This window comes from Micromonospora sp. NPDC049204 (assembly GCF_040647935.1).
Lineage (GTDB): Bacteria > Actinomycetota > Actinomycetes > Mycobacteriales > Micromonosporaceae > Micromonospora.
In genome coordinates this window covers 32896-54990 of the sequence record NZ_JBEZDC010000026.1, presented here as the reverse complement: position 1 = coordinate 54990, position 22095 = coordinate 32896, and the positions used below count along the sequence as shown (strand labels likewise).

Annotated in this window: 26 protein-coding genes and 1 tRNA gene; 13 read left to right on the top strand and 14 right to left on the bottom strand. The window is 71.1% G+C overall.

The genetic code is table 11. The features are described from left to right. Positions 1-3: 3 nt before the first annotated feature. Together AB0A90_RS32935 and AB0A90_RS32930 are read right to left on the bottom strand one after the other, a co-directional pair. The gene (locus AB0A90_RS32935; protein WP_357255573.1) at positions 4-1074 is read right to left on the bottom strand and encodes a PHP domain-containing protein; all 1071 of its coding nucleotides are present in this window, start codon (positions 1072-1074) and stop codon (positions 4-6) included. A 29-nt stretch (positions 1075-1103) separates the two neighbouring features. After that, a complete protein-coding gene (locus tag AB0A90_RS32930; RefSeq protein ID WP_357255571.1) occupies positions 1104-1880 on the bottom strand; it encodes a peptidoglycan DD-metalloendopeptidase family protein in 777 nt (258 codons plus the stop codon). A 70-nt stretch (positions 1881-1950) separates the two neighbouring features. Here AB0A90_RS32930 and AB0A90_RS32925 point away from each other — a divergent pair, with 70 nt between their 5' ends. The 3 genes from AB0A90_RS32925 to AB0A90_RS32915 all read left to right on the top strand — a co-directional run bounded on the left by AB0A90_RS32925 (position 1951) and on the right by AB0A90_RS32915 (position 3833). Beyond that, a complete protein-coding gene (locus tag AB0A90_RS32925; RefSeq protein ID WP_357255596.1) occupies positions 1951-2334 on the top strand; it encodes a hypothetical protein in 384 nt (127 codons plus the stop codon). A gap of 379 nt (positions 2335-2713) precedes the next feature. Further along, positions 2714-3241 (top strand): tRNA adenosine deaminase-associated protein, encoded by a 528-nt coding sequence (locus AB0A90_RS32920; RefSeq protein WP_357255569.1) that lies wholly within the window; start codon positions 2714-2716, stop codon positions 3239-3241. Between the two features lie 145 nt (positions 3242-3386). Further along, complete coding sequence (locus AB0A90_RS32915) at positions 3387-3833, top strand: nucleoside deaminase (protein ID WP_357255594.1); 447 nt, start codon at positions 3387-3389, stop codon at positions 3831-3833. 10 nt (positions 3834-3843) lie between these two features. Here AB0A90_RS32915 and AB0A90_RS32910 read toward each other — a convergent pair whose 3' ends face one another. Continuing rightward, entirely contained in the window at positions 3844-4998 is a 1155-nt protein-coding gene (locus tag AB0A90_RS32910; protein ID WP_357255566.1) for a HAMP domain-containing sensor histidine kinase, read from the bottom strand. Beyond that, positions 4995-5651 carry a response regulator transcription factor gene (locus AB0A90_RS32905; protein WP_357255565.1) on the bottom strand — a complete coding sequence of 219 codons (657 nt, stop codon included), beginning with the start codon at positions 5649-5651 and terminating at the stop codon, positions 4995-4997. Before AB0A90_RS32905 ends, AB0A90_RS32910 begins: the two co-directional genes overlap by 4 nt. 131 nt (positions 5652-5782) lie before the next feature. On the opposite strand from AB0A90_RS32905, the gene AB0A90_RS32900 reads away from it, so the two are divergent. Genes AB0A90_RS32900 through AB0A90_RS32885 form a run of 4 tightly spaced genes read left to right on the top strand, consistent with a single transcriptional unit; the run spans position 5783 to position 9280 of the window. Beyond that, positions 5783-6307: a hypothetical protein gene (locus AB0A90_RS32900; protein ID WP_357255563.1), complete on the top strand. Its 525-nt coding sequence runs from the start codon at positions 5783-5785 to the stop codon at positions 6305-6307. After that, the gene (locus AB0A90_RS32895; RefSeq protein ID WP_357255561.1) at positions 6304-7389 is read left to right on the top strand and encodes a peptidoglycan-binding domain-containing protein; all 1086 of its coding nucleotides are present in this window, start codon (positions 6304-6306) and stop codon (positions 7387-7389) included. Before AB0A90_RS32900 ends, AB0A90_RS32895 begins: the two co-directional genes overlap by 4 nt. Then, the gene (locus tag AB0A90_RS32890) at positions 7386-8081 is read left to right on the top strand and encodes an ABC transporter ATP-binding protein (protein WP_357255559.1); all 696 of its coding nucleotides are present in this window, start codon (positions 7386-7388) and stop codon (positions 8079-8081) included. The genes AB0A90_RS32895 and AB0A90_RS32890 overlap by 4 nt, the downstream gene beginning before the upstream one ends. Beyond that, positions 8081-9280 carry an ABC transporter permease gene (locus tag AB0A90_RS32885; RefSeq protein WP_357255557.1) on the top strand — a complete coding sequence of 400 codons (1200 nt, stop codon included), beginning with the start codon at positions 8081-8083 and terminating at the stop codon, positions 9278-9280. The genes AB0A90_RS32890 and AB0A90_RS32885 overlap by 1 nt, the downstream gene beginning before the upstream one ends. Positions 9281-9439: 159 nt before the next feature. Here AB0A90_RS32885 and deoD read toward each other — a convergent pair whose 3' ends face one another. Further along, complete coding sequence (gene deoD, locus AB0A90_RS32880; RefSeq protein WP_030328147.1) at positions 9440-10147, bottom strand: purine-nucleoside phosphorylase; 708 nt, start codon at positions 10145-10147, stop codon at positions 9440-9442. A gap of 75 nt (positions 10148-10222) precedes the next feature. Between deoD and AB0A90_RS32875 the strand changes: the two genes are divergently transcribed. Next, positions 10223-10309: transfer RNA gene (locus AB0A90_RS32875), tRNA-Ser, on the top strand. Between the two features lie 69 nt (positions 10310-10378). Here the strand turns inward: AB0A90_RS32875 and AB0A90_RS32870 are convergent. Then, entirely contained in the window at positions 10379-10843 is a 465-nt protein-coding gene (locus tag AB0A90_RS32870) for an SUKH-4 family immunity protein (RefSeq protein ID WP_357255555.1), read from the bottom strand. A 150-nt stretch (positions 10844-10993) separates the two neighbouring features. Between AB0A90_RS32870 and AB0A90_RS32865 the strand changes: the two genes are divergently transcribed. Next, positions 10994-11611 (top strand): hypothetical protein, encoded by a 618-nt coding sequence (locus AB0A90_RS32865; protein ID WP_357255553.1) that lies wholly within the window; start codon positions 10994-10996, stop codon positions 11609-11611. Continuing rightward, the gene (locus AB0A90_RS32860; RefSeq protein WP_357255551.1) at positions 11608-12726 is read left to right on the top strand and encodes an NYN domain-containing protein; all 1119 of its coding nucleotides are present in this window, start codon (positions 11608-11610) and stop codon (positions 12724-12726) included. Before AB0A90_RS32865 ends, AB0A90_RS32860 begins: the two co-directional genes overlap by 4 nt. Here AB0A90_RS32860 and AB0A90_RS32855 read toward each other — a convergent pair. Together AB0A90_RS32855 and AB0A90_RS32850 are read right to left on the bottom strand one after the other, a co-directional pair. Further along, positions 12693-13829: an ice-binding family protein gene (locus AB0A90_RS32855; protein ID WP_357255548.1), complete on the bottom strand. Its 1137-nt coding sequence runs from the start codon at positions 13827-13829 to the stop codon at positions 12693-12695. The two genes, AB0A90_RS32860 and AB0A90_RS32855, sit on opposite strands and share 34 nt — an antisense overlap. Before the next feature lie 115 nt (positions 13830-13944). After that, positions 13945-14889, bottom strand: a complete 945-nt coding sequence (locus AB0A90_RS32850) for a TetR/AcrR family transcriptional regulator C-terminal domain-containing protein (protein WP_357255546.1) — start codon at positions 14887-14889, stop codon at positions 13945-13947. A gap of 180 nt (positions 14890-15069) precedes the next feature. Here AB0A90_RS32850 and AB0A90_RS32845 point away from each other — a divergent pair, with 180 nt between their 5' ends. Next, entirely contained in the window at positions 15070-16695 is a 1626-nt protein-coding gene (locus AB0A90_RS32845) for a carboxylesterase family protein (protein ID WP_357255544.1), read from the top strand. 33 nt (positions 16696-16728) lie between these two features. Here the strand turns inward: AB0A90_RS32845 and AB0A90_RS32840 are convergent, their stop codons facing one another. Together AB0A90_RS32840 and AB0A90_RS32835 are read right to left on the bottom strand one after the other, a co-directional pair. Further along, entirely contained in the window at positions 16729-17223 is a 495-nt protein-coding gene (locus AB0A90_RS32840) for a hypothetical protein (RefSeq protein WP_357255542.1), read from the bottom strand. Positions 17224-17292: 69 nt separating this feature from the next. Then, positions 17293-17949, bottom strand: a complete 657-nt coding sequence (locus tag AB0A90_RS32835; RefSeq protein WP_357255540.1) for a TetR family transcriptional regulator — start codon at positions 17947-17949, stop codon at positions 17293-17295. A gap of 90 nt (positions 17950-18039) precedes the next feature. Here AB0A90_RS32835 and AB0A90_RS32830 point away from each other — a divergent pair, with 90 nt between their 5' ends. Further along, entirely contained in the window at positions 18040-18912 is an 873-nt protein-coding gene (locus AB0A90_RS32830; RefSeq protein WP_357255538.1) for an SDR family NAD(P)-dependent oxidoreductase, read from the top strand. Positions 18913-18962: 50 nt separating this feature from the next. Here the strand turns inward: AB0A90_RS32830 and AB0A90_RS32825 are convergent, their stop codons facing one another. Together AB0A90_RS32825 and AB0A90_RS32820 are read right to left on the bottom strand one after the other, a co-directional pair. Next, positions 18963-19520 carry a hypothetical protein gene (locus AB0A90_RS32825; RefSeq protein ID WP_357255536.1) on the bottom strand — a complete coding sequence of 186 codons (558 nt, stop codon included), beginning with the start codon at positions 19518-19520 and terminating at the stop codon, positions 18963-18965. A gap of 90 nt (positions 19521-19610) precedes the next feature. After that, positions 19611-20306, bottom strand: coding sequence for an alpha/beta hydrolase (locus AB0A90_RS32820; protein WP_357255535.1), 696 nt, complete (start codon positions 20304-20306; stop codon positions 19611-19613). Positions 20307-20391: 85 nt separating this feature from the next. On the opposite strand from AB0A90_RS32820, the gene AB0A90_RS32815 reads away from it, so the two are divergent. Continuing rightward, on the top strand, positions 20392-20961 hold the full coding sequence (locus AB0A90_RS32815; protein WP_357255534.1) for a TetR/AcrR family transcriptional regulator: 570 nt from the start codon (positions 20392-20394) through the stop codon (positions 20959-20961). Between the two features lie 103 nt (positions 20962-21064). Here the strand turns inward: AB0A90_RS32815 and AB0A90_RS32810 are convergent, their stop codons facing one another. Together AB0A90_RS32810 and AB0A90_RS32805 are read right to left on the bottom strand one after the other, a co-directional pair. After that, positions 21065-21259, bottom strand: coding sequence for a DUF397 domain-containing protein (locus tag AB0A90_RS32810; RefSeq protein ID WP_357255533.1), 195 nt, complete (start codon positions 21257-21259; stop codon positions 21065-21067). Continuing rightward, on the bottom strand, positions 21250-22017 hold the full coding sequence (locus AB0A90_RS32805) for a helix-turn-helix transcriptional regulator (RefSeq protein ID WP_357255532.1): 768 nt from the start codon (positions 22015-22017) through the stop codon (positions 21250-21252). The genes AB0A90_RS32810 and AB0A90_RS32805 overlap by 10 nt, the downstream gene beginning before the upstream one ends. Positions 22018-22095: the final 78 nt, after the last annotated feature.

Below are 22095 nucleotides of genomic sequence, written 5' to 3'. Positions count from 1 at the left end.
TGGTCAGGCTCGCTCGTGCGTCCAGGCGACCAACTGTTTCGCCGGCCAGGTGTTGACCACCGAGTCGACGGGGACGCCGCAGAGGGCGGCCCGCTCACAGCCGAACCGCTGCCAGTCGAGTTGGCCGGGCGCGTGCGCGTCGGTGTTGATGGCGAACCGGCAGCCAGCCTCCAGCGCACGGCGGATCAGGCGCTTCGGCGGATCCTGCCGTTCCGGCCGGGAGTTGATCTCGACGGCGGTGTCGTACTCGGCGCAGGCGGCGAAGACGGCATCCGCGTCGAAGTCGCTCTCCGCCCTGGTCCGGGCGCGGTGCCCCCGGTCACCCGGCCCGGTCACCCCGGCCGGGCGGGACGAGACCATCCGGCCGGTGACGTGACCGAGGATGTCCAGGTGCGGGTTGGCGACCGCGGTCAGCATGCGACGGGTCATCTTCGACCGCTCGTCCTTGAGGCCGCTGTGCACCGAGCCGACCACCACGTCCAGCCGGGCCAGCAGCTCGTCGTCCTGGTCGAGGGAGCCGTCGGCGAGGATGTCCACCTCGATGCCGGTGAGGATCCGGAAGCCCTCGGGCAGCGCCGCGTTCACCTGCGCCACGTGATCGAGCTGCCGGCGCAGGCGGTCGGCGGTCAGCCCCCGGGCCACCGTCAGCCGTGGTGAGTGGTCGGTCAGCACCAGGTATTCGTGGCCCAACTCGACCGCGGCCAGTGCCATCTCCTCGATCGGCGAGCCGCCGTCGGACCAGTCCGAGTGGGTGTGGCAGTCGCCCTTCAGGGCGGCGCGCAGCGCCGTGGCCTCGGCGTCGAGGTCACTGCCCTCGGTCGCCACCAGTCGGCGCAGGTAGACCGGCTCCTCACCGGCCAGCGACTCCGCCACGCATCGGGCCGTCACGTCGCCGACCCCGGCCAACTCGGTGAGCGTGCCGTTGTCCGCCCGCGCGGCCACCTCGGTCGCCGGCAGACCCGCCAACGCCTTCGCCGCCGACCGGAACGCTCGAACCCGGTACGTCGCCTCGTTCGCCCGCTCCAGCAGGAAAGCGATGCGGCGCAGGTCGGCGATGGGGTCCCGGGCCTTCATCCCACCGAACCTAGTCGCTGCGGGGCCGGTCAGGGAGCCTTCGGGCAGCCGTTTTTGCGCTGCCACGCGACGACCTCGGCGGCCGGTTCCCGATTGCCACCACCGCGCCAGGAATCCAGGTACCGAGCCGGCCAGAGCACTCCACGCCGGATCCACCAGCCGTCCTTGCCCTTGCACGGTGGCGAGATGCCGAAGTGCACGTGGCAGACGTTGTTGGCGTTGCCGGTGCGGCCCACCTTGCCGAGCTGCTGCCCGGCGCGGACCCGCACCCCGGCGTCGACGCCGCTGGACACGACGCTCAGGTGCGAACCGTAGTAACGCACCCCGTCGTCGCCCAGCAGGGAGACCGACAGGCCGCCGTTGTCCGGACCCTGCGGCCCGCCCTTCGTGTACCTGTCGACGCGACTGACCTCAAGCACCGTCCCGTCGGTCACCGCGACGAACGGTTCACCGCAGTTGGCGAAGAGATCCGTGGCGGGGTACGCGCCGTGTGTCGGGTGGTAGTCCACGTTGCCGGCGCGTACCGGAAAGACATGCCGCACCCCGGCGCGGGGTGCCGTGGCCGACGGGCTGGCCGACGACGGCTTCGGGCGGGCCGGACCGGTCGCCGTCGGCGTGGCCTTCGGCGCGGCTGTCGGCGACACCGCCTGGTCGGCGGTCGCCCAGACCGCCGACGGCGTCGTCGGAGCGGCGTCGGTCGGCGCTCCCGGTCGGGTGGTCGCGCAGCCGGCGGCCAGCACCGGGGCGAGAAGCAGCAGGATCGGGTACACCGGACGCGCGCGGCGGCTGATCGTCGGCGAGGGCATCCGGTCATCCTTCCAGAGCCGGTACCGTGAGCACGAGTGGCGCGCGTGAGGGAGGGCAGCGACGGTGACCATCGCCCGACCCGATCCTGGCCCGGATCCTGGTGCCGCGCACCAGGTGGCGCGTCTCCCGTCGGGGCTCTTCCCGGCCGGTCCCCCGTCCCGCCCCACCTACCGCGAGCCGCACCCGGTCAGCGGCGGTGGCGTCGCCGCCGGCGGTGGCGCGGCGGCCACCTGGCTGCTGCTGTTCGGCCTGCTCGGCACCGATCTGACGAGCTACGCGTGGTGGACGGTGTTGGCGGGTCTGCTGGCGTGGGTGACCGCGTTGGTGCTGGTCCGCTACGGCGATCGTGGGGTCGCCACCGGGGTGGCCATCGTCACGGCGGGTGGCTGGAGCATCGCCGCTGCCGTGGTGGCGGTCCGCTGGGCCACCAGCGGTGACTGGCCGCTGTGGTGATCCGGGGGCTGCGGACGATTGCGCCGTGTGCCCGGTTGGCTGCGTAGCGAACGCTGTCTTGACGTAGCCGCCGAGACTCGGCACGCTCGGGACCATGGCCTGGACCACCCCGCGACAGGACCCCGATCGCAGTCGACGCCGCCTGCAGTTGCTTGCCGAGTTGGCGGGCGCCCGCGCGGTCCGTCAGCGCAGCCGACCCCAGCGGCAGCGCACCGAGCGTCTGCGCGAGCTCATCGCTACCCGCCGTCGAGTAACCGGCTGATCCGACTTTGTCAGGAATGACCGACCTCTCGGGGCGTTGACGAGTCGCCTGCCGACCCGACCGGCTAACGTGCACGCGTAACGAGTCGACGCTGTGTCGAGGGCTATTGGGGGGACCGTGTCGTACTTCGCTGCGGCCGTGGTGCGCGACGACAGTGGCTGGACCGCCGCCGAGGTCAGCCTGCGTGGCGCCACCGACATCGACGAGGTCGCCGAGCGGCTGCGTGACGTCGACCAGGAGGCCGACGTGTCGCTGCTCTTCGTCGAGGCCGATGACGCGTACCTGGTGATCCTGCGTCTCGACGAGGGCGAGGACCTGCGGGTGTTCGGTTCGGATTCCGCGTACGCCGAGGAGTCTCCGCTGGGCGCGCTGCTGGTCGGTGACCTCAAGACCTCGGTCACCGGGCTCGACGGCGACGAGGAACCACGCCCGGCGTCCACCGGTGACGAGGAGAGCGAGCAGCCCGCCGTCGATCCGGAGGCCGATCCGGTGGGTGAGGCCGACCTGCTGACCAACCTGGGCATCTCCGCGCAGAAGCTGCTGACCCTGTGCACGCACGAGGGGATGCTGCCGGCGGATGTCACCTCCGAGATCTGCCAGGTGCTCGGCTGCGCCGACGAGGTCGAGGAGCTGCGTGAGGTCTGAGCCGGCGGACGCCACCGACCCGGCACTGGAGACGATCCGGCCGGGGCAACCGACTCCCGGTGTGGTGGGACGTGCCGGACCGGGCGCGCACGAGGGCCTGGCCGACCCGGGTGCGGTCGGCCGTCGCCAGCGGCACGAGCTGTGGATGCGCCGCGCCCTGGAGGTCGCCGTCACCGGCACCGCCGGCGCGGCGGCGGGCACCACCGACGTCGACGACGTGCCGGTGGGCGCGGTGCTCTACGGGCCGGACGGGACCGAGTTGGCCATCGGGCGCAACGAACGGGAACTGACCGGCGACCCCACCGCCCACGCCGAGGTGCTGGCCCTGCGCCGGGGTGCCGAGCGGGCCGGCCGCTGGCGGCTGGACGGCTGCACCCTGGTGGTCACCCTGGAACCGTGCACCATGTGCGCGGGGGCGCTGGTGCTGGCCCGGGTCTCCACCGTCGTCTTCGGCGCTTGGGAGCCCAAGACCGGCGCGGCAGGATCGCTCTGGGACGTGCTCCGCGACCGCCGGCTGAACCACCGCCCCGAGGTCTACGGCGGGGTGCTGGAGACCGAGAGCGCCGCCGTCCTGCGCGCCTTCTTCCGCTGAGGTCGCCGGCTCAGGCAGCGGGCAGGGTGACCGTGACGATCAGGCCGCCCGCGGGGCGGGGCTGTGCCTCGACGGTGCCACCGTGTGCGCGGGCCACCGCGCGGACGATGGACAACCCCAACCCGAAGCCCCGCGCACCGGCGACCCGCTCCCGCGACAGCCGGCGGAACGGCTGGAACATCGGTTCGATGTCGTAACCGGCGATCGCCGGACCGGTGTTGGTCACCGTCAGGGTGACCTGGCCGTCGGCCCGGCCGGTGCGCACCTCGACCCAACCGTCGGCGCGCAGGTTGTGCCGTACCGCGTTCTCCACCAGGTTGACGGTGAGCCGTTCCACGAGCACCGGGTCACCGCTGACCGGGGCCGGTGCCAACGACCGGCGTATCGGGACGTCGGGTGCCTGCTTCCCGGCCTGGTCGATGACGTGCGCGCAGACCTCGGCCAGGTCGATCGGCGTACGGTCGGTCAGCTCGTTCTCCGAATCGGCAAGGGTCAGCAGGCCGTCGATCAGCCGTTCGTGCCGCTCGTTGATCGCCAGCAACGACTCACCCAGCCGACGCGTCTCCGCCGACGCCTCCGGCCGGCTGACCGCCAGCTCCACCAGGGCACGGTTGAGCGCCAGTGGGGTACGCAGCTCGTGCGAGGCGTTCGCCACGAACCGGCGCTGCCCGTCGAAGGAGCGGTCCAACCGTTCCAGCATCTCGTCGAACGTGTCGGCGAGTTCGCGTACCTCGTCGCGGGGGCCGGTGAGCGCGATCCGCTCGTGCAGACCACGGCCGGCGGTGTCCGCGCCGGCGATCCGCCGGGCCGTGTCGGTGACCTGGTGCAGCGGCTGCAACGCTCGGCCGGCGAGCAGCCAGCCGAAGGCGACCGCCACCGCCGACACCACGATCAACGCGATGCCACCCTGGGTGAGCAGGGACTCCAGGGCGTTGCGCTTGGCCTCGTCCTGCGCCTCCTGCAACAGGGCGCGCACATTGTCGATGTTCTGCCCGCTGGGCGTCGTGGGGGCGGTCTTCGGCAGGTCGCTCAGTTTCACCCCGAACGGCTGGGGCATCCGCTGATCCACGAGCACGTACGTGACGGCCAGCAGGACCACACCGGCCAGCAGGAAGAGCCCGCCGTAGATCAGGGTGAGTCGGGCGCGGATGGTCAGGCGCTTCATCGGATCTGATACCCCGCTCCGGGCACCGTCTCGATCACCGGCGGGTCGCCGAGCTTGCGGCGCAGCTTCATCACGGTGACCCGGACGACATTTGTGAACGGGTCGATGTGCTCGTCCCAGGCACGTTCCAGCAGGTCCTCGGCGGAAACCACGGCGCCGTCGGCGCGCAGCAACTCGACGAGCACCGCGAACTCCTTGCGGGACAGCGCCACGTGCCGGTCGTCGCGGCGTACCTCGTGCCGGGCCGGGTCGAGCTGGATACCGGCGCGACGCAGCGTCGGCGGGGCCGCCGGACGGGCGCGCCGGGTCAGCGCGTGCACCCGCGCCGACAACTCGACAAGGGCGAACGGCTTGGTCAGGTAGTCGTCGGCGCCGAGCGCCAACCCCGCCACCCGCTCCCGGACCGCTGCCGCCGCGGTCAGCATCAGGACCCGGGTCTCCCCGCCCGCGTCCACGATCGCCCGGCACACGTCGTCGCCGTGCACCACCGGCAGGTCCCGATCCAGGACCACCACGGCGTACTCGTTGACGCCGAGCCGCTCCAGCGCGGCGTCACCGTCGTACGCCACGTCGACCGCGAACGACTCCCTACGCAGCCACTCCGCGATGGCGTCCGCCAGCACGGTCTCGTCCTCGACAACCAGCACTCTCACCCCTCCATGGTCCTCGGGGTGCGGTAACGGCGGCATAACCGCTGACGGTAACGCCGGGGATACGCCCGCTGCCGTGCACTGGGTGTCGACGTCCGACGAGTCGCGTCGGACCCACAGCGGAGGCGGACACCATGCGGCGACAGATGCTCGCGATACCCGTCCTGCTCGCCCTGGCGGTGGCCGGGTGCGGTGCGGGAGGCGACGACGGCGGCGGGGTGGCGACCGCCGGTGGGGCGACGGCGAGCGCCACGGCGAGCGGCGCACCGGTCAGTGATTCGGACAAACAGCTCGCGTTTGCCAGGTGCATGCGGGAGAACGGAGTGGACCTGCCCGACCCGGAGGCGGGCGGCCGTCCCGGCTTCCGGTTCGGCGCGGACGTGGATCGGCAGAAGGTCCAGGCGGCCATGGAGAAGTGCCAGGACAAGCTGCCCAACGGTGGGCAGGGACCGCAGCTCAACCCCGAGCAGGCCGAGCAGATGCGCGCGCTCGCGAAGTGCATGCGGGAGAACGGGGTGCCGGACTTCCCGGACCCGGACGCCGACGGGAGGGTCCGGATCGGGCAGGGCGGCAACGCGATCGACATCAGCGACCCGGCCATGAAGGCCGCGATGGAGAAGTGCCGGCAGAACGCACCACAGTTCGGGGGCGGCCGGTGACCGGCGTTTCCCGACGCGGGCGGCTGCGCGCCGCCGTCATCGGCGGCGTCGTCCTGCTGCTCGCCGCCGTGGGCGTGAGCGCCGCGGTGGGCTTCGGCGGCGGCGGCGACCGTGCCGAGGCCGGCAGCCCACCACCGGCCACCGCGACCGTCACCCGGCAGACCCTGGCCGACTCGGAAACCGCCGAAGGCGAGTTGGGGTACGGCGCGACGCGTACCGCCACGGCGAAGCTCGGCGGCACCGTCACCGCGTTGCCACCGACCGGGTCGACGGTGCAGCGGGGGCGGGCGCTCTACTCGGTCGACAACGAGAAGGTGGTGCTCCTCTACGGCGGGTTGCCCGCGTACCGGACCCTCGCCCCCGGGGTGGAGGGCGCCGACGTCGCGCAGTTCGAGCGGAACCTCAAGGCGTTGGGATACACCGGCTTCACCGTCGACGACGAGTACACCGGCTCCACCGCCGACGCCGTCAGGGACTGGCAGGAGGACCTCGGCCTGCCCGAGACCGGCCGGGTCGAGGCGGGCCGGATCGTGTACGCCGACCGGGAGGTCCGGGTGGAGAGCCACCAGGCGGACGTCGGTGATCTCACGCAACCCGGCCAGGCGGTGCTCGCCTACACCGGTACCAGCCGCCTGGTCACCGTCGAGTTGGACGTGGACGACCAGCGGCTGGCCAAGCGCGACGCGAAGGTCACCGTGCGGCTGCCGGACGCCCGGACGGTGGCGGGCACGGTCAGCACGATCGAGACCGTCATCCAGGCCGGCGCCGCCGGAGAGAACGGGCAGTCCGGCGACGCCGAGACGAAGATCGAGGTGACCGTCGCGGTCGCCGACCCGAAGGCCCTGGCCGGCTTCGACCAGGCCAGCGCCGACGTCGTGTTCACCGCCGCGGAGCGCCCGGACGTCCTCACCGTGCCGGTGTCGGCGCTTCTCGCGCTCGCCGAGGGCGGGTACGGCGTCCAGGTCGCCGAGGGGGAGGCGAGCCGGATCGTCGCCGTGACCACGGGCCTGTTCGCCGACGGCCGGGTGGAGGTCACCGGCGCGGACCTCACCGAGGGCACGACGGTGGTGGTGCCGAGATGACCGGCGAAGTGATCGTGCTCGACCGGGTCAGCAAACGGTACGCCGGCGATGTTGTCGCGTTGGACGACGTGTCGTTGCGGATCGGCCACGGCGAGCTGGTGGGGATCGTCGGCCCGTCCGGGTCGGGCAAGTCGACGATGCTGCACCTGATCGGCACCCTGGACCGGCCGTCGTCGGGCAGCGTGCTCATCGACGGGTACGACGCGGCGAAGCTGACCGACCGGGAGTTGTCCGCCCTGCGGGCCAGCCGGATCGGCTTCGTGTTCCAGCAGTTCCACCTGGCCCCCGGCGTTCCGATCGTGGACAACGTGGCCGACGGGTTGCTCTACTCCGGCGTACCCCTGCGGCGGCGGCGCGAACGCGCGCAGGCCGCGTTGGTCCGGGTTGGCCTGGGCCACCGGCTTGGGCACCGGCCGCACGAGCTGTCCGGCGGGGAACGGCAGCGGGTGGCCGTGGCGCGGGCGGTGGTCGGCGAGCCGACGGTGCTGCTCGCCGACGAGCCGACCGGCAACCTGGACTCCGCGTCCGGTGCCGGGGTGCTGGAGTTGCTGCACGAGCTGCACCGGTCCGGCACCACCGTCCTGGTGATCACCCACGACCGGGAGATCGCGGAGGGGCTGCCCCGGCAGGTGCGGATGCGCGACGGCGCGGTGCGGCACGACTCGGCCGGTACGCCGGGCGGGGTCGGCTGATGGCGACGTTGACGCCGGCCCGGCTGGGACCGGCGGACATCCTGCGGGTCGGCGGGGTGGGCCTGCGGACCCGTCCGCTGCGGGCGTTCCTCTCCGCGCTGGGCATCGCCATCGGTATCGCCGCGATGATCGCGGTCGTCGGGATCTCGTCGTCGTCCCGGGCGGAGCTGGACCGCGCGCTCGACGCGCTCGGCACCAACCTGCTCACCGTCGAGCCGGGCAACACCCTGTTCGGGGCGGACGCCCAACTGCCCGACGAGTCGGTCGCCATGATCGGACGGATCGGCCCGGTGACCGAGGTGTCGGCGACCGGGCAGGTCGCCGACGCCAAGGTCTACCGTTCGGATCGGATCCCGGCCGCGGAGACCGGTGGCATCGCCACCCGGGCGGCCCGTCTGGACCTGCTCGGCACCGTCGGGGCCGAGCTGACCAGCGGTACGTGGCTCAACGAGGCGACCGCCCACTACCCGGCGGTGGTACTCGGCGCCACCGCGGCGCAACGGCTCGGGATCATCGCGGCCGACCCGCAGGTGCAGGTGTGGCTGGGTGGGCGGGGGTTCACGGTGGTCGGCATCCTCGCCGCCGCGCCACTGGCTCCGGAGCTGGACACCGCGGCGTTGGTCGGCTGGCCGGCGGCGACCGACTACCTGGGCTTCGACGGGCACCCCACCACCATCTACACCCGGGCGCAGGAGGCGCAGGTCGAGGCGGTCCGCTCGGTGCTCGGCGCGACCGCCAACCCCGGGGCGCCGAACGAGGTCGAGGTGTCCCGTCCCTCCGACGCGCTCGCCGCCGCCGAGGCGACCGACGACGCGTTCACCGGGCTGCTGCTGGGCCTGGGCGCGGTCGCCCTGCTGGTCGGCGGGGTCGGCGTGGCGAACACCATGGTGATCTCGGTGCTGGAACGGCGCGCCGAGATCGGCCTGCGCCGTTCGCTCGGCGCGACCCGTGGACAGGTACGGACCCAGTTCCTCGCCGAATCGCTGCTGCTCTCCGCACTTGGCGGGATCGGCGGGGTGTTGCTGGGCATCCTGGTCACCTCGGGGTACGCGTTCTCCCAGGACTGGCCGACAGTGGTGCCGGCCTGGGCGATGCTCGGCGGCGTCGGCGCGACCCTGGTCATCGGCGGTTTCGCGGGCCTGTACCCGGCGGTGCGCGCCGCCCGTCTCGCGCCGACGGAGGCGCTGGCCGCCGTCTGACCGCCGTGCCGGCGTGCGGGTCGGGCCGGGGTGGCGCGGGTCGGGGTGGCGTGGGCGGGGCCGGCGCGGGTCGGCCCCAGGCAGAAAAGCGTGATGACTGTGAGGCATCAACATGCCCCACAGTCATCACGCTCTTCGCGGTGACACCCGACCGACGGGTCAGGCGATGATCGTGTCGAGGGCGATCTCGACCATCTGGCTGAAGGTCTGCTCCCGCTCCTCCGAGGTGGTCTTCTCGCCGGTCTTGATGTGGTCGCTGACGGTCAGCACGGTCAACGCGCGGGCCTTGAACCGGGCGGCGATCGTGTAGAGCGCCGCCGACTCCATCTCCACCGCCAGCACGCCGTAGTCGGCGAGGGTGTCGTAGAGGTCCGGCCGGTCCGTGTAGAAGGCGTCCGCCGCCAGGATCGGCCCGACGTGCATGCTGATGCCGCGCCGCTCGGCCACCTCGACCGAGGTACGCAGAAGCCCGAAGTCGGCCACCGGCGCGTAGTCGATCAACCCGTCGAAGCGCATCCGGTTCATGTTCGAGTCGGTGGACGACCCGATCGCGGCCACCACGTCGCGCAACTGGAGGTCGGTGCTGAGGGCGCCGCAGGAGCCGACCCGGATCAGCGTCTTCACGCCGTACTCGTTGATCAACTCGTGGGCGTAGATGGAGGCCGACGGCATGCCCATGCCGGAGCCCTGGACGGAAACCTCGACGCCGTTCCAGCGGCCGGTGAAGCCCAGCATGCCCCGGACCGTCGAGTAGCAGGTAGCGCCCTCGAGGTAGGTCTCCGCGATCCACTTGGCCCGCAGGGGGTCGCCCGGCATCAGGACCCGCTCGGCGATCTCGCCCGGCTTCGCGCCGATGTGCGTACTCATGGCAAAGATCCTGCCAGGCCGGCGCGGGCGATACCGGTTCGGCGTCCGAACCGGCGGTCCTGTACCCTCGTCGGCGGTGGCGTGTCCGAGCGGCCTAAGGAGCACGCCTCGAAAGCGTGTGAGGGTTAACGCCCTCCGAGGGTTCAAATCCCTCCGCCACCGCTCTGTAGTGCAGAAACGCCCGGTTGATCCGCGAGGGTCAACCGGGCGTTTTCGGTAGGTTGCGCCAGTTCAGAGCTCCGACTGGTCGGCGTAGTTGCCGCCGGCGATCTCCCACGAGATGAAGTCCCAGTAGTTGTCCCCGATCATCGCCGGCGCATCCCACTCCTCGATGACCCGCCGCATCTCCTTCTTGGCGTCTTCCCAGCGGTCCGGGTCGCCACCGACGATCGCGGGCGCAAGGCTGGCGACCAGGCGTGACGAGCGGGCATACAACTCAAGCGACGAGTTCACGAACGTCTGTGACGGGATTTCGTCGACGACCAGCACCGCACCCGTGCCTGGATCGAGAAAGAATTCGCCCCCCAACCCGTCGGTGGCGTATCCGAACCGCACCATTCCCTCCCGCATGGTGAGAGCCGGGCCGAGGAGAAAGAGGTCATATTCGTCGAGCCGCAGCGCCTCTGGCAGGTCGACGCCGGCCAGCCGTTCGCGCAGCTCCGGCGACAGCGAATCCCACCCGTCGAGTTCGTCCAAGGATGCCATGGAAGGCAATCTATCGAGCGCCGGCCAGCCGCGCCGGCTCCCTTGCTGGGGGGACGCGGCTGGCTCGCCTGAGGGATTCGGCCGCACCGGCGTCTGGTGATGCTGGAAGGCGTCAGCGACGGATGGTCAGGCAGGAGCGACATGTTCGGATCGGGTTTGCGTGCGACGACATTGGCGGCGGTCGCGGCGGTGGGGGTGGGGGTGGCACCCACTGTCGCCCAGGCCCAACCGCCCAAGGCGACAAGCGCCGCCGCCGGGCGGTCGTCCGTCGCCGGGATAGGGCATTTCGTGTACGACGAGCCCAACACGGTCGGACACCGGATCTGGTTCGGCGTCTACGCGGTGACGACCCTCGACGAGTCGGCGCACGGTCAGTTCCTGTACCGGCACGAGCGGGCGGACGGCACGCTGGCAGCGCAGGGACGGGCCGACGTGACGTGCCTGCGGGTCACCGGAAACGTCGCGATATTCACCGCGATCGTCCCGGAGGGCCAGGGCAGCGCCAAGAACCACGGCTTCTACGTGAAGATCATTGACGGGGGAAGAGGGCCGGATCAGATCGTCGACGCGCAGGCGACGAATGGGAGCGAGCGACCGCCCACCGGCTGCGTCGACCCGGAGACAGACCTTCCTCCGGAATCGGCACCGAGGCCTCGGTACCCGGTTCTCGCGGGCGGATTTGTCGTCCATGCCGCCGCGCCGAGCCGAGCGGGTGCCGACGATCTCCCGGTGGAGCGCCAGGAACGGTCGCAACCGTGATCTGGCGTTTGTGGGCGCACTGGCCGACGTGGTCCGGTTACGCGGCCACGGCCTTCTCGCTCGTGTACGGCGCGTTGGGGTTGTACTGGTGGGCCGGTGGGGACGGGTTCCCCTTCGCGCCGATCGATCCGGAGCGCGTGTCGGGGTCCGTCCTGGAGGGCAGTCGCGTCGAGGTCGTCGCACCGGTCATCGCCGTACTCGGGCTGGCTGGCGCGGTCATCGCGCTGGTGATGACGCGACGTGCCCGGCCCGGTCGCCTGTCCGTGGGGCTGGCTGTCTTCGGATGGCTCATGGCGGGCGGGCTGGTCCTGATCATTCCCGACTACACCCTGATCGTTCTGGTGGCGTTCGCGCCGCTGCTGCTGGTCTTCGCCTTCACCGGCGTGCCCGGCGACCAGGGCGGAATTGGTGACATCCTCTACTGGCACCGGACGAACCTGATCATCATCTTTGTCGGTGGTCTGCTGTGGGCCGCCGCGACCGTCGCCTACCGTCGGCGGGTCCGGGGCGCCTGTGTCCACTGCGGCCGCCGCCACGGGGCCGGTGACGGGCCGTCCCGGCAGACTCTGCTGCGGTGGGGACGGTGGGGCGTCGTGGTCGCCTGCCTCGCCCCGCTGCCCTACGAGATCACCAGGATCGCCTGGGCCCTCGGTTATCCGCTCGGCGTCCCCGCGGACTTCCTGCGGATGATGCGGGAAACGCCAGGGATGCTTGCGGTCGGGCTGGGCTGCGCTGTGGCGTCGGCGGTGGGTGGGGTGCTCACCCATGGTCTGGTGGCACGGTGGGGCGAGGTGTATCCCCGCTGGATCTGGTTCCGGGCCGGCAGACGCGTTCCACCCGCCCTCGCCGTCATCCCAGCGTCGATCGTCGCGGTAACGATCATCCCGGCTGGACTGATGTTCCTCTGGACGCCCGAAGCCCGGGGCACCTGGGCCATGCACGTCCCGAGCCTCTTCTGGATCGCGTGGGGGATCGGGCTCGGCGTCGCCACCATCGCCTACCACCTGCGCCGACGTGGAGCCTGCCGCCGCTGCGGCCAGGGCCACGAACTGGTCGGGTCTGTCCCGTCCGGGGCGGCCGTTCAGGCGACCGAGAACGTCACGGTTCCGGAGTAGGCGCCCGCGACGGCGGTCAGCGGGATCTGGACCGAGACGACGGGGTCCCAGGTCGCTGCGTTGTTGCCGATGCCGTTGGTCAGGGTGAACGCGGTCCGTTCGACATTGATGATCTCCGCGTCACCGGCGGTGGGCTGGCCCGAGGTGAAGGTGCCGATACCGCTGGTCGAGGTGGCGGGCCCCGACCAGTAGGAGACGTTGGCGTTGGAGATCGTGTGGACCGGGATGCCGCCGGTGACGAAGTTCGTCGCGACGACGGTCGCGGTCCAGGTCGGCGCGGACAGCAGGCGCTCGTCCGTCACCGTGACCGGGCCCAGGTTGCCGGACACGACTCCGCCGAGGCTGGCGCTGCCCAGATCGGCTGTCGTCGGCGCGCTGACCGACAGATCCCCGGGTACCGCGCAGGTCGAGCGGGTGATCGTGGCGGTGTCCATGGTGACCGCGCCGTTGATGGCGAGGGTTCGGCCGTCCACCTCGAGCGCCGCGCCCACGGTGATCGAGGTGAAGGCCAGCAGGTTGCCGCGGAGCGTGGAGTTGGCGCCGAGCGTGGCGGAGCTGCCGACCTGCCAGAAGACGTTGCACGCCTGGGCGCCGTTGACCAGGTTCACCATGCTCGCCGCACCCGTGATGAGCGTGGTGGTGGTCTTGAAGATGAAGACGGCGTTCGGGTCACCCTCCGCGTCGAGGGTCAGGTCACCGGTGATGTCGAAGGTGCCCGCCACTGATTCGTACACCCCGGTGGTCTTGGTGGTCCCACCGAGCTGGTCCGAGACGACGTCGGTGGTCGTTCGCGAGACGGCGTCGTTGTACGCGATGGCCAGATCACTCTGACCAGCCACGGCGACTGCGTCGTTGGCGTGCAGGGACCCGTTGAGCTGGCCGGGAGGGAAACCGGTGACCGCGGTACCCGGGCTGACCCCGATGTCACCGTTGACCTCGCTGAGCCCGGTGCTGGTGATCGTGGTGCCGGCGAGGACCGCGAAGGTGGCGGCGGCGCCCAGCGGCACCGGCGGCTCCGCAGCGCTCGCGCTGCGTGGGACGGCCAGCACGGCCAGGATGGTGATCGCACTGACCAGGGTCAGAGCAGTAGCCACTCGGGACATCCCGGTGATCTTGTGGGACGCGTCCGTGATGCCGCAGGTCGCCATGTTTCCTCAGGACACTCGACGGTTGAAAGCCTCTAGCGCCCCATATTGGCATGAAATTCTACAAAATGGACTAAATCGGTCGGTGTTCGAGGAGCTCTGCCATCCCGTCGAGCAGGCGCTGTAGACCGAACTCGAAGAGGCTGTCGGCGTTGAGGTCGATCTCCGAACGGGACAGCCGCGCCAGGTGCGGGAACTCGCCGGCGGTGAGCAGGCCGGCAAACACCTCGGCCTGCGTCACCATCCACTCGTCGTCGGTCAGACCGGTGTCCTGTTGCGCCTCGGCCCCCTGTTGCAGGTTGACCGCCGTGCCGCGTACGTGATTGGCCAGAGTGGCCACCAGGTGGAGCTGGGTGTGCTGGTCCAGGCCGTACCCGGCGAGGGCGCGCAGAGCCCACTCGGTGTGCGCGACGGCGTGTGGCGCCATCAGCGGACGGGTCACCGAGATCACCTGGGCCAGCCAGGGATGCCGGCGGTAGATCGACCACTGGAGCCGGCAGAGCACCTCCAACTGGGCCCGCCACCCGGCCGGGAGCGTCCGGGGCAGACGGTGGGCGGCGAAAGCGGCGTCCGCCATCAGCAGCAGAAGCTGCTCCTTGCCCCGCACCTGCCGATACAGCGACATCGTCGGCACGTCCAGCTCGGTGGCGATCCGGCGCATGCTCAGCCCGGCCAACCCCTCGGCGTCGGCGATCTCGGTGGCGGTGCGTACCACCTGGTCGCGGGTCACCCCTCGGGCCGGACGCTGGCGTGCGTCGACCCGCGCGCCCCGACCAGCCGGCGTCGATTCGGGGCCGGTCACCACCATGCCGACGCCGGGCACCGCCCGGACCAGCGCCTCCTGACGGAGCAGGGTGAGCGCCCGGCTGGCGGTCGCCATGGCGACCCCCCACTCCCGGACGATCTGGCGGGTCGACGGCACCCGGTCACCGGGGCTCAGCTCGCCGGCGGTGATACGCCGCCGTAACTCTCCGACGATGCGCAGGTAGGGCGGAGTGGACTCGTCGAACTCGGTCACGGCGCGCCTCCCCGCGGTCGCCAGTGACCGTAGCGCACTAGAGCGCCGACGGTCGTCCCCGTCGATGATCAGCGGTCGTGTGGCTCGGCGCACTAGAGCTCTCTGGGCGAACGATGAACGGATCGGCAGGCTCAGCGCAACGGCTCGTACGCCGTACCGGCTTCGACTTGGAGGAGAGCCATGACCAGGATCCCGTACCCCCGATGGGCCGTCGTGCTGAGCGCGGTCGCGCTCCTCGCGCCGGCGCTGGCCGTCGGCCCGGCCGCGGCGGCCGACGACCGCCGGAGCGCGGCCGTCGTCCGAACCGATCAGGGCGCGGTACGCGGCACCGTCGCGGCGAGACACCTGTCGTTCCAGGGCATCCCGTACGCCCGTGCGCCGCTGGGGGCGCTGCGCTGGGCTGCACCGCAGCCGGGTCCGGTCTGGACCGGCGTCCGCGACGCGACGAGGCCCGGTGCTGCCTGCGCCCAACTGCAAGGGCTGCCGATGGACCGTGCCTCGGTGGCCGAGGACTGCCTCCACCTGAACGTCACGACCCCGCGTACCGCCGCGCGGACGCCCCGACCGGTCATGGTGTGGCTGCACGGCGGGGACTTCCGGTTCGGCAGGGGAGACGTGTACGACGGGCAGCGACTGGCCGCCGACGGTGACGTCGTGGTGGTCACCGTGAACTACCGGCTCGGCGCGCTCGGGTTCCTGGCCCATCCGGCGCTGGCTGGCCCCGATCGCGTCACCGGCAACTTCGGCTTGCAGGATCAGCAGGCCGCACTGCGGTGGGTGCGGCACAACGCGGCCGCATTCGGGGGCGACCCGGGCAACGTGACCCTGTTCGGCCAGTCCGCCGGGGCGACAAGCGTCTGCGCACACCTCGCCGCACCGAGCTCCGCCGGCCTGTTCCATCGCGCGATCCTGCAGAGCAACTCGTGCGCCAACCCGATCCAGACCCGGGCCGAGGCGGCCAGGGCGGCTGAGGAGTTCGCCCAGAACATCGGCTGCACCGACGCGGCTACGGTCGCCACCTGCCTGCGCGGGCGGGACCCCGGCCGGTTGGTCGCGACGGCCGGCTACCCGGGTGCCGGTGTCGACCTCGGCCCGGTCGTCGACGGCCGCACGTTGCCGGTGGACCCGGCCGCCGCGCTGGCCGCCGGCAGACTGCATCCGGTGCCGGTGCTGACCGGGATGAGCCGGGACGAGTCCCGCCTCGTGGTGTGGGGCATGGAGCGCAGCGGACTGAACTGCCCGGAGCCAGAGCCTGGGTCGGAGCCGCAGCCGGGGGATGAGGCCGAGTCGTGCCCGCTCACCGACGACCAGTACCGGGACCAGGTACGCGGCATGTTCGGTGACCGCGCGGAGGAGGTGCTGGCCCGTTATCCCCGCAGGGGCACGCAGTTCCCCAGCGAGACGTTGGGTGCCGTGCTGACCGATCACGACTACGCCGAACCGATCTACTCCGCGGCGTTGGCCTTCGCCCGACGCGTGCCGACGTACCTGTACGAGTTCGCCGACGACGACGCGCCGTTCTTCGCCGAGGGACCCGAGTCGACCTTCCCCACCGGCGCGTACCACTGCGCGGAACTGCCGTACCTGTTCGCTGTCGACTACGCCGAGGCGCTCACGCCGGCTCAGCAGCGGCTCGCCGACGACATGGTCCGGGTCTGGAGCGACTTCGCCCGGACGGGCCGGGCCGGTTGGCCCCGACTGCACGCTGCCGCCCCGTACGTGCGGGTGTTCGCCGATGGCGGGGCATCGGGCACGACGAGCTTCGCCGCCGCCCACTCGTACGACTTCTGGCGGTCGTTGCGCTGACGCCGTCGCCCGGACGCGTGTGACCGGCAGCGGTCAGCATGGGCCCGCACCCTCCTCGAAGAGGCGGCGGGCCCAGTCGGCGTACCCGGCGATGGTCTTTCGGACCGTGCGGCCGTCGTGCAGGAAGAGGTACGCGCGGTCGCCGCTGCGGGCGAGCAGCCCGTCCAGGCGGTGTGTCCCCTGTGGAGCACGCAGTCGGGTGACCTGCGGGTACCGGGTCCAGACCTGGCCGATGGGCGAACCCGCGGTGATGCCCTCCGGTGTCCGCACCGGGTCACCGACCCACAACAGCACCAGTTTGTCCTCTACGAAGACCGGACTGACCGTGTCGTGGCCGGCGAGCGACGGCCCGCAGGCGTCCAGATTGGTCAGCAGGATGCCGCGTCGGGTCAGCTCCTCCTCGGTGTCACCGAACTCGATGTTACGCAGGCCGTTCAGGTCGATGATCTCCACGTTGCCGGCGGGCCGGCCGTCCGGGATCGGCCCGGTCGGCGGCACTCCGCTGCCAGCGATCGAGGCAGCCGTCATCAACGTGGCAATAAACGCAAATTGTCGCAATTTCATGGAATCCCCCAGTCCCCAACGGGACGGGAGCGCTCAGGTTGCTGCCGGTCCCCGTATTTCTGAGCGGCCTGCGGGATGTGTCTCGAATGGGCCGGCGTTCTGTCCACGGCTGGTGGCCGCCGGGCGCAGGAATGCGAAGGCGTGGTCCAGTAGCGCAGCCCGGTCGACGGTGCCGTCGGACCGCAGCCATTCCTGCGAAACCGTGTCGAGGGCCGCAGCCGCGGCGTTGGTGAGTAGTTCCGCGTCGAACGAGTCCAGCTGTACGCCCGGTCGATCGCGCAGCGCGTCGCTGACGTGTCGGCGCCACTGTGCCCGCTTCTGGTGCAGCCGGCCACGCAGCGACGGGGTCGATTCGATCAAGCGGAGGCTCGTCAGCGCCTGCTCGGACGTGTGGATCTGCTGCTCCCACTGGCGTAGCACCTGGTGCAGGGACTGCCACGGGTCCTCGTCGGCGGGCCGTGCGCGGATGTCGTCGACGACCTGTTCGCCGGTGACGTCCACCCCGCCGAACACGGCGTCTTCTTTCGCCGGGAAGTAGCGGAAGAAGCTCCGTTTGGTCAGCCCGGCGGCCTGGGCGATCTCGTCGACCGTCGTCTCGTCGAACCCGCGTTCCGCGAACAGGTCCAGTGCCACCCGGGCGAGCTCTGCGCGAACCGCGCGTCGCGTACGTTCACGTAGTCCGTCAGCCACGCACCGAAGTATACTTCACAACATTGCATGTCGGTCCTGTCACTCGGTGTCGTATATTGATGACGACCTGAGCAGAGGGAGGCGACCGCGATGACGCTGAACGGCAAAACCGTCCTGGTGACCGGCGGCACGGGTGGAATCGGCAAGGAGACCGCCCGCGGGTTGGCTCGGCTCGACGCCCGTGTCGTCCTCGTCGGGCGCGACCCTGGTCGGGCAAGCGCCGCGGCCGTCGAACTCCAGCGCGACACCGGCAACGGCAACATCGACACGCATACCGCCGACCTGACCCGGCGACGCGATCTGCACCGACTGGCCGACCGGGTGACCGCGCGGTACGGCAGCGTGGACGTGCTGATCAACAACGTCGGCGTGACCAGGGAACGACGCGAACTGACCGAGGACGGCATCGAGACCGCCTTCGCCGCCAACGTCGTCGCGCCGTATCTGCTGACCCACCTGCTGCTGCCGGCGCTGAAACGTGTCCCGGCGGCCCGCGTCATCAACATCACCGGCGGCATTCCGCGAGGACGAATCGACCTCGACAACCTGCAGGGCGAGAAGTCCTACGTCGGGCTGTCGTTCTACAACCAGACCAAGCTGGCGCTGATGGCGATGAGCTACACGTTCGCCGAACGCCTGACCGGGACTGGCGTGACCCTCAACGTGGCCTACCCCGGCCACGCGTACACGTCGATGAACCGGGGCCTGACCAGCAGCACCTACCCGACGCTGGCGCGACCCGTCGTCCCGCTGCTACGTCTGGTGTTGCCGGTCCTCTACGGACACCGAGCGGTGGTCAAGGCGTCGAAATCAAGCATCCACCTCGCCTCCAGCCCGCAGGCGCACGGAATGCACCGGACCTACGTCAACAGCCGGTCCCAGCGCACCGCGTGGCCCGAAGCGGTCCTCGACAAGCGCAACCGCGACACCATCTGGTCGCTCTGCGAGAAGTTGGCCGGCTAGGCCGACCCAGCGCGGAGTCACCCCCGCGCCGGTCGGGTCAACTCGCACGGTCAGCGGCCTTCCTCCCACTGCTCGACCAGCTCGTCCCAGTAGTCGGCGCTGAGCCGACGCCGCCCGTGCGCCAACCAGCCATCGGTGTTCCGTTCCTGGTGCAGCCCCAACTCGGCGAACGGGTCGATCCATGCGCCCGGCTCCGCGCCGAGCCGCGTCAGCGCCGAGTTGATCGGCCACTGCTCGCGCGGGGCGTCGAAGACGTCGGCGAAATGTGGGCCCCACGAAAGCGTCCCGCCCAGCCACACCGCCGCCGACTGGTAGCCGTCGCCGCCGACGAACTCCGCCTCCAGGTACGCCACCGGCCCCGACGTGGACCAGGCCGACAGCAACTCGACGAGCGCCGGCGACAGCACCAGCCCGAACGGCTGGTCGACGCTGGGATCGTCCGCCGCGTAGTCCGGCAGCGACCCGGTCAGCTCGATCATCAGCTGCGGGGTGACCGGCAGCAGCGCGAAGTCCTGCCGCAACTCGCCGAGGACCGCGTGATCCAGCTCGCCGGTCTGCTCCCGGAGCAGCTCGGCGTCCGCGACCACCGCGCTGAGCTGGTAACCCATCCATCCCTCCGCCGTCCACAGCCTGTGGATAGAACATGTGTACGACGGTCGAGTGGTCCGTCGGTGCCTGGCACCGTACCGGTGTTGTGGTCAGACCCGCCCCGGCGGCACCGCGACTGTCCGCACCGCGTCGGCGAGCAGGTGCGGATGGGACAGCATCGGGTGATGGCCGCTGGGAAGTTCGACAGTCCGGGTCGCGCGGGCCGCCTGGGACCGTTGCAGGGCGGGTGGGGTGGCCCGGTCCTCGGCGCAGACGATCGCCGTCGACGGCAGGTGACGCCACCCCGCGTGCCGGACCGGGGTGGTGAGCACCGAAGCGGCCTGTCGGGTCAGGCGGGCGACCGCACCCTCGGCCGCCTGCTCGTCGCAGTCCTGGAGAAACAGGTCGCGCACCGACTCGCGTCGCGCGCCAAATGTGCCGTCCGGAAAGAATTCCAGGTGGGGGGCCGGCTCCGCCGGGCCGAGGTGGGCAAGGGCCTGCCCGACGTCCGGCAGGAAAGAGCTGACGTACACCAGATGAGCGACCTCGCCGACGTCGGCGGCCTCGGTCGCGACCACCCCGCCGTAGGAGTGCCCCACCAGCACCGCCGGACCCACCTCGCGCAGTACCCGTCGGGTCTCGGCGACGTCGGCCGCGAAGTCGGCCGCGGTACCCGTCACCTCACCACAGCTTGGTAGCCGGACCGCGACGCTGCCCAGCCCGTCGGCTCGCAGCGCGCCCGCGACCCGCGACCACCACCACTCCCCGTCGCGGACGCAAGCGCCGTGCACGAACACCACATTCATCGCCGTCTCCCGTCCGGCGGACCCGCACCGGTCCACTCCCTCGTCGACGTTAGACGTAGCGATCGTTACGTGAAAAAGTGGCGGCATGGGACGCCGTCCGCAGCCGGAGATCCGCGAGCGGCTCCTCGACGGGTGCGTCGACCACCTGCTGGAGCACGGACTCCCGGTCACCTCGTTGACGCCGGTCGCGGCGGCGGTCGGAGTCAGCCCACGCATGCTGATCTATCACTTCACCACGAAGGATCGGCTGGTCCGGTCGGCGCTGATCGAGGCCCGGCGGCGGCAGCGGGCGCTGTTCGAGGATGTCTTGCGACACCGCCCTGGCACGCCCTACGTCGACACCCTGGCCGCGGCCTGGGCGACCCTTTCCGGTCCGGCTGCCCGACGCTACGTCCGCCTGTTCAGCGTCGTGCACGCGCTGCCGCCGGCCGAGACGCCGTGGCAGGACTTCCCGGTGATGGCGGTACACGACTGGCTGCCCACGATCGCCGATGGGCTACGCGCCGACCGTCACCCCCAGGCGGATGCGCTGGCCACGTTGGTCCTCGGAGTGACACGCGGGCTCCTGCTCGACGATCGATCGACAGGGGAGCACGACCGTGTCGGTGAGGCGTTCGTCGCCTTCCTCGGCCTGCTGGCCGGCCACCGGCGATGAACCCGGCTGAGGCCGCGCCCAACTCGGTGACCTCGACCGTGCTCGCACCGGAGCTCGCTGGGCGCGCGCTCAGCCGGAGGGGCCACCGCGCCGTCGGAGCCGTTCAGGCCCGTCGGGCGAGCTGACTGACGAACGCGCGCCAGGCCGTCGGCGCGAAGGTGAGCGCCGGGCCGCTCGGGTCCTTGGAATCCCGTACGCCGACCACGTCGGCCAGGTTGTCGGCGACCTCCACACAGTTGCCGCCGTTGCCGCTGCTGCGGCTGCTCTTGCGCCACCGGGCGCCGCCGTTCAGCTCCATGACTCCGCCACTTCCCTGATGAGATCGACCGACTGCCAGTGGGACAGTGCCTCCCCGCGCACGTTCTCCCATGCCGCCATCATGGCCGCGATGTCCTCGGGGTCGCTAGCGACTTGGCCCTGGAGTTGGTTGTCGAGGTAGCCCGCGACCCGGTGGTCGTGACTGTGCGCGATCACGAACGGCCCGTTCAGGCCGGCGTAGGCGCCGACCGTGCCGGGTACGACATGCACCCGGATGTGCGGCTCGGCGCAGGCCCCTGCCACGGCCAGCAGTTGCTCGCGCATCGTCGACCGGCCACCCACCGGTCGGCGGAGGATCGCCTCGTCGATGACCGCCGTGAACTGCGGCGGGTCGTCGCGCTTGAGCACTCCCTGTCGGCCGAGCCGGACCGTGAGGTGCCGCTCGATCTCGCCCCGGGGGATCAGGCCCGCGCCGCTCAACACGGCGCGGGCGTACGCCTCGGTTTGGAGCAACCCCGGCAGGACGGTCGACTCGTATGACCGGAGCGACACTGCCTCCCGCTCGATCTCCTGCCACGGACGAAACCAAATGGGATCACGACGTCTTGAAGTGTCCGGCCAGATGTCCGACACGTCCTTCTGAAGGGCCTCGGCAGCCGCCAGGCGGTGCCGAGCATGCGGGATGCGGCCCTCGGCCAACCACCGCCCCACGGTCTTCGGGTCGACGCCGACGGTCTCGGCGAGAGATTCGGTGGTGTGCCCGGTGTCGCTGAGCGCCACTCGCAACGCGTCGTTCACGGCCCCTCCATCGAGATGTTTCAAATATCTGAGGACCATATCGCTACGCGGTGTATCTGTCTGGTGACGCACCCGAGG